At 73.8% G+C, this 6,501-nt stretch carries 5 protein-coding genes; 3 read left to right on the forward strand and 2 right to left on the reverse strand.

The window, feature by feature from the left end; translation table 11 throughout:
* Positions 1-40 precede the first annotated feature (40 nt).
* The 3 genes from Q0A33_RS09985 to Q0A33_RS09995 are packed head-to-tail and all read left to right on the forward strand — an operon-like array spanning position 41 to position 4,547.
* Positions 41-997: a MoxR family ATPase gene (locus Q0A33_RS09985; RefSeq protein ID WP_291795759.1), complete on the forward strand. Its 957-nt coding sequence runs from the start codon at positions 41-43 to the stop codon at positions 995-997.
* A complete protein-coding gene (locus Q0A33_RS09990; protein ID WP_291795762.1) occupies positions 997-2,136 on the forward strand; it encodes a DUF58 domain-containing protein in 1,140 nt (379 codons plus the stop codon). Before Q0A33_RS09985 ends, Q0A33_RS09990 begins: the two co-directional genes overlap by 1 nt.
* Complete coding sequence (locus Q0A33_RS09995) at positions 2,133-4,547, forward strand: DUF3488 and transglutaminase-like domain-containing protein (protein WP_291795765.1); 2,415 nt, start codon at positions 2,133-2,135, stop codon at positions 4,545-4,547. Before Q0A33_RS09990 ends, Q0A33_RS09995 begins: the two co-directional genes overlap by 4 nt.
* A 184-nt stretch (positions 4,548-4,731) precedes the next feature.
* Here Q0A33_RS09995 and Q0A33_RS10000 read toward each other — a convergent pair whose 3' ends face one another.
* Together Q0A33_RS10000 and Q0A33_RS10005 are read right to left on the reverse strand one after the other, a co-directional pair.
* Positions 4,732-5,148, reverse strand: a complete 417-nt coding sequence (locus Q0A33_RS10000) for a DUF3040 domain-containing protein (protein ID WP_291795767.1) — start codon at positions 5,146-5,148, stop codon at positions 4,732-4,734.
* A gap of 215 nt (positions 5,149-5,363) precedes the next feature.
* Positions 5,364-6,501: DNA polymerase IV (locus Q0A33_RS10005; protein ID WP_291795769.1), on the reverse strand; the 1,138-nt coding region annotated here is incomplete at its 5' end.

Raw genomic sequence — 6,501 nt, forward strand, 5'->3', positions numbered from 1 at the left:
CAGGTGGAGCGCATCGGTCGAGTGCGCGACAATGGGGCGCATGACCGCGCTCGGCAGTGAACACATCACGCACATCCAGTCCATCGCCCAGCAGGCGCGCACCGCCATGAACAAGGTGCTCGACGGCAAGGACCACGCAGTCCGCACCGCGCTCCTCACCCTCTTCTCCGGCGGGCACCTGCTGCTCGAGGACGTGCCGGGCGTGGGCAAGACCCTGCTCGCCAAGGCGCTGGGCCGCGCCGTGGGCGGCAGCGTGCGCCGCGTGCAGTTCACACCGGACCTGCTGCCCTCCGACGTGGTGGGTGTGAACATGTTCAACCAGGAGAAGCAGGCGTTCGAGTTCCGGCCCGGACCCGTCTTCGCCAACGTCGTCATCGCGGACGAGATCAACCGCGCCTCCCCCAAGACCCAGTCCGCCATGCTCGAGTGCATGGCGGAGAACCAGGTGAGCGTGGACGGCACGACCTACCGCATGCCGCAGCCGTTCATGGTCGTCGCGACGCAGAACCCCGTGGACATGGAGGGCACCTACGCCCTGCCGGAGGCGCAGCGGGACCGCTTCACGGCCCGCATCTCCCTCGGCTACCCCTCGGCGGAGGCGGAGGCGGCGATGCTCGACCACCACGTCGAGTCCGACCCGCTCGCCTCCACGCCGGCCGTCACCACGCTGCAGGAGGTCACCCACGCGCGCGACCTCATCCGGCACGTGGAGGCCACGCGGGAGCTGCGCGACTACATCGTCGCTCTCATGGACGCGACCCGGAAGGACCCCTCGATCGCCCTGGGGGCGTCCCCGCGTGCGGGCGTCCACCTCCTCCGCACCTCCAAGGTCCTCGCGGTCCTGGCCGGCCGCGCCTACGTCACACCGGACGACGTGCAGCAGCTCGCCGTGGACGTGCTCAGCCACCGGATCGTCCCCCGCGAGGGCGACGATCCCCAGCTGGCCGCCTCTCTCGCGGCGGACGTGCTGCGCCGGGTGCCGGTCGCGGGACGCTGATGCGTCCCACCGCCTCCGGCCTCGTCTTCCTCCTGCTGGGCGCCGCGCTCGCCGTCGCCGCCTACCGCTTCGCGCTGCCCGGAATGCTGCCCGTGGCGATCCTGCTCGTGGGCCTCGTCGTGGTCTCCGGCCTCATCGCCGGGCTCACCGCCGCGCGTCTCGGCGTCGAGCTCGTGCCGCGCATGCGCCGCGTCGAGGGAGAGAACCTCACGGCGGTGGGCGCACAGGCGCGCTTCGACGCGCACGTGTCCAATCGCACACCGCTGCCGGTGGGCTCCTTCTCGCTCCAGCTCACCCCCGAGGACGGGTTCGGACCCGCGCGCACGCTCACGGTCCCCGGACTGGCCGCCCGCGCGGACGTCGTGCTGCCGGTGACGGCGGTGCCCACCCGTCGCGGCACGAGCGGGATCGCCGGCACCCGGCTGAGGCTGGAGGGACCCTTCGGCCTCGTCGCGCTCACGCGCGATGCGCGTGCGGCGCTCCCCGTCGCGGTGGCCGTGCCGGATCAGCACCTGCCCGTCCGCTCACGCACCCGGACCAGCGCGGACCAGTCCGACTCCGACCGGCTGCACCGGGGCACCTCGACCCTCGACTTCCACACGCGGGAGTACTCCCCCGGCGACGACGTGCGCCACATCCACTGGGCCTCGACCGCCCGCTACGGCACCCTCATGATCCGCGAGCACGCCCATGAGGAGCATCCCTCCGCCCTGGTCCTCCTCGACACGCTGGGGGCCGATCCCAGCGGGCACGGAGCGGACATCGCAGTGACCGCCGCCGCCGCGGTCGCACTCCACCACCTCGGCGACGGCGTGGCCGTGCTGCTGGCCTCCGGCCCCGCCCTCGTCCGGGCCGAGGGGGCCAGAGGGCGGGATTCGGTGCGGCTCGCGTCCGCACACCACCCGGCCGGCGCGGAGGTGCCGGGCGTGCCCGTGCTGCCCCCGGACACGCGCCACGCCTCGATCTGCACACTGAGCTCGGCGCGCGCGGAGGCGCTGGCCGGCGAGCTGCCCGGGAACATGCCGCGCTCACTGTTCGTCGTCGAGGAGCTCGGCGAGATCCCGGTGAGCCTGGAGACCGCACTGTTCGGCGGAGAGCTCACTCTCCCCGCCCAGTGGAGGAACGGAGCGATCCGATGAGCACGCAGACCCCTCCCCGGACCACGGCCGGCGCCTCCGCCCCCACCACCGGCCCACCGGCGCACGCGCAGGATGCCGAACCCTCGCCGTGGGTGCTCGCCGGCTGCACCACGGCCGCCATGCTGCTCGCGGCGCTGAGCCTCAGCGCCGTCTTCGCGGACTGGAGCTGGCTCGTCCCCACCGCCGTCATGATCGTCGTGATCGCCGTGGCCGGTGCGCTGCTGCGCTCCGTCTCCGCCATCCGGGCCACCGGCTCCGCCGTCCTGGTGCAGTTCCTGCTCGCCGGGGTCCTTTCCCTGTACCTGGCGGTCCCGGCCGCGATGCCGTTCAGCGTCCCCACACCGGCCGCCGTCATGGAGCTGTTCGGACAGCTGGGGCAGGGCGTCGACGACATCTACGCGACGACCGCACCCGCACCGTCCACGCCCGGCTTCACCGCGATCCTCGTGGTGGGCTTCGGGCTCATCACGATCCTCGTCGACGGACTCGTGAGCGATCTGCGTGCGCCCAAGGTGGGCGGCATCCTCCTGCTCCTCGTCTGGATCATCCCCGTGCTGCTGGCGGACGCCCAGCTGCGCTGGTACCACTTCGCCTCCGTCGCCGCGGCGTTCCTGCTCCTCATGCTCTCGCGGTACCTCAGCACGTCCGTACGCCGCGCCGCCGCCTACTCCGTGATCGCAGGCGCGCTCGCACTCGCACTGGGTGCGGCGCTGCCGCTGGTGCTGCCGCCGGTGGCGCACCGGCCGGACCGCCCGCTCAGCCAGTCGCAGGACATCAGCGTCGTGAATCCGTTCCTCGACCTGCGCAACGACCTCTCCCAGACGGAGGAGGGTCCCGTCCTCGAGTACACCACGGACGATCCGCTCGCCCCGCCGGTGCGGCTCACGAGCGTGAGCGTGTTCGACGGCAGCACCTGGGCCCCGGAGCCGTTCGACATCGACCCGTTCGCCGTGGCCGCGGACGGCCTGCCGCGACCGCCGGGGCTGGCTTCGGACACCCCCACTCAGGAGCGCACGGCGCAGGTGCGGGTGGTGGGCCTCGACGGCCAGCACCTCCCCGCCCCCTACGCCCCGGCGTCCGTGAGCGGGCTGGAGCGCCGCTGGATCTACGATCCGAAGACGCTCACCGTCGTGGGCAACGGCGTCCTCACGACGGACGCGGAGTACGAGGTGGACTACCTCTCCGCCGAACCCACCGCGGAGCAGCTCGCGGCGGCGGCTCCCGTGGACGTCGAGGACTTCGAGACCGAACTGGCGCTGCCGGACGATCTCCCCGCGGTCGTGACGGACACCGCCGACGAGGTGACCGCAGGAGCGGCGAACCAGTGGGAGGCGGCGGTCGCCCTGCAGGACTGGTTCCGCAGCGGCGAGTTCGAGTACTCCCTCGACGCCCCCGCCGAGGCCTCCGGCGACGCGCTCGAGGACTTCCTCGCCGACCGCCGCGGCTACTGCGTGCAGTTCTCCGGGGCGATGACGGCGATGGCGCGCTCGCTCGGCATCCCCGCCCGGATCGGCGTGGGCTTCACCGCCGGGACGCCGCAGGGCGACGGCGCGTACTCCGTGTCCCTGCAGGAGGCCCACGCCTGGCCGGAGCTGTACTTCGAGGGCGCGGGCTGGGTCCGCTTCGAGCCCACCCCCGGCGGACCGGCGGGCGATCCGCCGCCCTGGGCGATGTCCGAGGGGAGCCAGGAGGACGAGGAGGCGGAGGAGACGGCCGAACCCACCGAGGCCCCCGCCGACGAGGAGACCGAGGCTCCCGCCGAGACGCCTGCACCCGCCGAGGAGGAGGCCCAGGACCAGGGAGCTGCCGAGTCCGCGCAGGAGGACGCCCTGTCCCCCGCCGCGCTCCAGGGCCTGCTGGCGGCAGGGGGCGTCGTGGTGCTTCTCCTGCTCCTGGCCGTGCCGGCGCTCCTGCGGCTGGTCCAGCGCAGACTCCGGCTGACCGGGCGCGCGGGCAAGTCCTCCCGCGCGCACAGCGGTGCAGGGGGCGAGGACGGGGACCTCGCACGTGCCGAGGGCACGTGGACGGAGCTCGCCGCCCTCACGGTGGACCACGGTCTCCGCTGGGACCGTGCGCTCACCCTGCGCGCGCAGGAGGAGCGGCTGGCCACGGATCTGGACGCGGAATCCCGGCAGCGCCTCGCACAGGTCGTCGGCACGCTCGAGGCCGCACGCTACGCCGGTGCGGCGGCACCGGTGCTGGTGGGCACGGCAGCAGGTGCCGAGGCGAGCGGTGCTCCTGAGGCAGATGCGTCTCCCGGCTCACGCCGTGCGCGACGGCTGCCGGACGCCGCGGAACTGTCCGCACTGGTGCGGGAGATCCGCCGCGGCCTGGGCCGCAGCCAGGGACGCGCCGCCGGCCTCCGCGCCGTGCTCCTCCCCCGCAGCCTCTGGAAGCGGCCGCGGCCGTGAGCCGCGCAGACGGGAGCGGCACCGGTGCCGTTCCCGTCTGCTGATTCGCCGCCTCCTGCGCTGCAGAGGGGCCGATCCGCAGACGGGAACGATTCTGCGGGCCGCTCCCGTCTGCTGCTGCCACATGGGAAAGGCCCTCCGCGCCGTGCGCGGAGGGCCGAACAGCTTCAGGGGCGGGAGTTCCTCACTCGCCGCGGCGGCGGCGCTCCCAGCGGTCCTCCATGCGGTCCATGAAGCCGCCGCCCGCGGGCGCGCTGCCCCGCGGCGGGGTGCGGGGGGCACCCCCGGGGCCGTCGTCCTTGCCGCCGTCCTTCGCGGAACCGGCGGCGGGGTCCGTCTTCAGCGCCCAGAAACCGCCTGCCACCATGATGACGAAGCCCACGATGCCCAGCGGCCAGATGCCCGCCCAGATGCCGCCGAGAGCCACTGCGATCCCGACCACCACACCCAGGACCCCCACGACCACGCGTGAGGCGGAGAGGCCGCCGCCCACACCGGCGGACGGCGCGTCGGCGATGCTGCTCGCGAACCTCGGGTCCTCACTGCGCAGCTGCTTCTCGAGCTGCTCCAGAAGCTGCTGCTCATGGTCTGAGAGAGCCATCGCGTTCTCCTTGTCCGTCCGCTGTTCCCGGCAGCTTCCATCATAGTCGCCCGGGCGGGTCCGCGCCCACCCGGTGCGCACGTGGACGCCCACCTCCCACCGGCTGAGAAGCGCCTTCACACGCTGCCCCCAGCAACGCCGGCGGCGGGCCGTCTATTCCCTCCGAACGGCCTCGGCCGGAGCGTTCCCCAGGTGCTCGCGCAGGTGCGTCCTCCTCACTCCGGCTCCTGCGACCGGCGCAGGAGCGAGGCGGGGGTGAGCGCCGTCTTCCCGAACCTCCGGCGGACCTCGTCGAGGGCCAGCTGCGCCTCCCGCCGCTCCGCGTCCTGTCCGGCCACGGGCGCGGAGGCCTCTCCCCCGTCCTCCGGCGCGGCCGCCTCGGGGTCGAAGAGGGAGCCCTGCCTGCCGGACTCCGCGAGGGGTATGAGGTCGTGCGTGCGCAGTCCGAGGAGGCGCACGCCGGAGGAGTGCTGCTCGCGCAGGGAGCGCAGCGCCGGGCGTAGGGCCCGGTGGAGGTCCGCGGCGAGATCCGTGGGCACCGGCAGCGTGACGGACCGGGAGAAGGTGGTGAAGTCGCCGAGCCGGTACTTGAGCCCCGCGCCGCGCGCCGCCCAGCCGTCCGCCCGCAGGCGGCCGGCGACGGTGTCCGCGAGCCGGAGCAGCTCCGTCTCGAGCTCCTCGATCCGCCACACGTCCGCGGGGAAGGTGTGTTCGGCGCTCACGGAGTGGTCCTTGGCCTCGTGGCGCAGGGGACGCCGGTCGATCCCGTGGGAGAAGTCGTGGAGCATGAGCCCGTGGGAGCCGAGCACGCGGCCCGCCCACGCCCTCTCGGCGTCCGCGAGCTCCCCGATCGTCGCGATGCCGTAGCGGGACAGGGTCTGCAGCGTGGCCGCCCCCACTCCGGGCAGCGCCTCCACCGGCATGGGGCGGAGGAAGTCGTCGACCTGCGCCTGCGGCACCACCAGCAGCCCGTCCGGCTTCGCCCGGGCCGAGGCCAGCTTCGCGACGACCTTCGTCGAGGCCACCCCCACCGAGGCGGTGAGTCCGGTCTCCGCCTCGATGCGCTCGCGCAGACCGGCGGCGATGACCGCCGGAGAGCCCAGCCGGCGCAGCGCCGAGGAGACGTCCAGGTAGCCCTCGTCGACGCTCACCTGGGCGAAGTCCTCGGTCACCTCCGCGACGAGGTCGAAGACCCGTGCGGAGTAGGCGCTGTAGAGCCCGCGCGAGGGCGGGATGAAGACCGCGCGGGGGCACAGCGCCTCCGCGCGCCCGATGGGCATCGCCGCGTGCACGCCGTACTCGCGCGCCTCGTAGCTCGCGGTGGAGACCACGCCGAACCCGCCTGCCCCGCCG

The organism is Brevibacterium sp., assembly GCF_022712115.1.
Classification (GTDB): domain Bacteria; phylum Actinomycetota; class Actinomycetes; order Actinomycetales; family Brevibacteriaceae; genus Brevibacterium; species Brevibacterium salitolerans.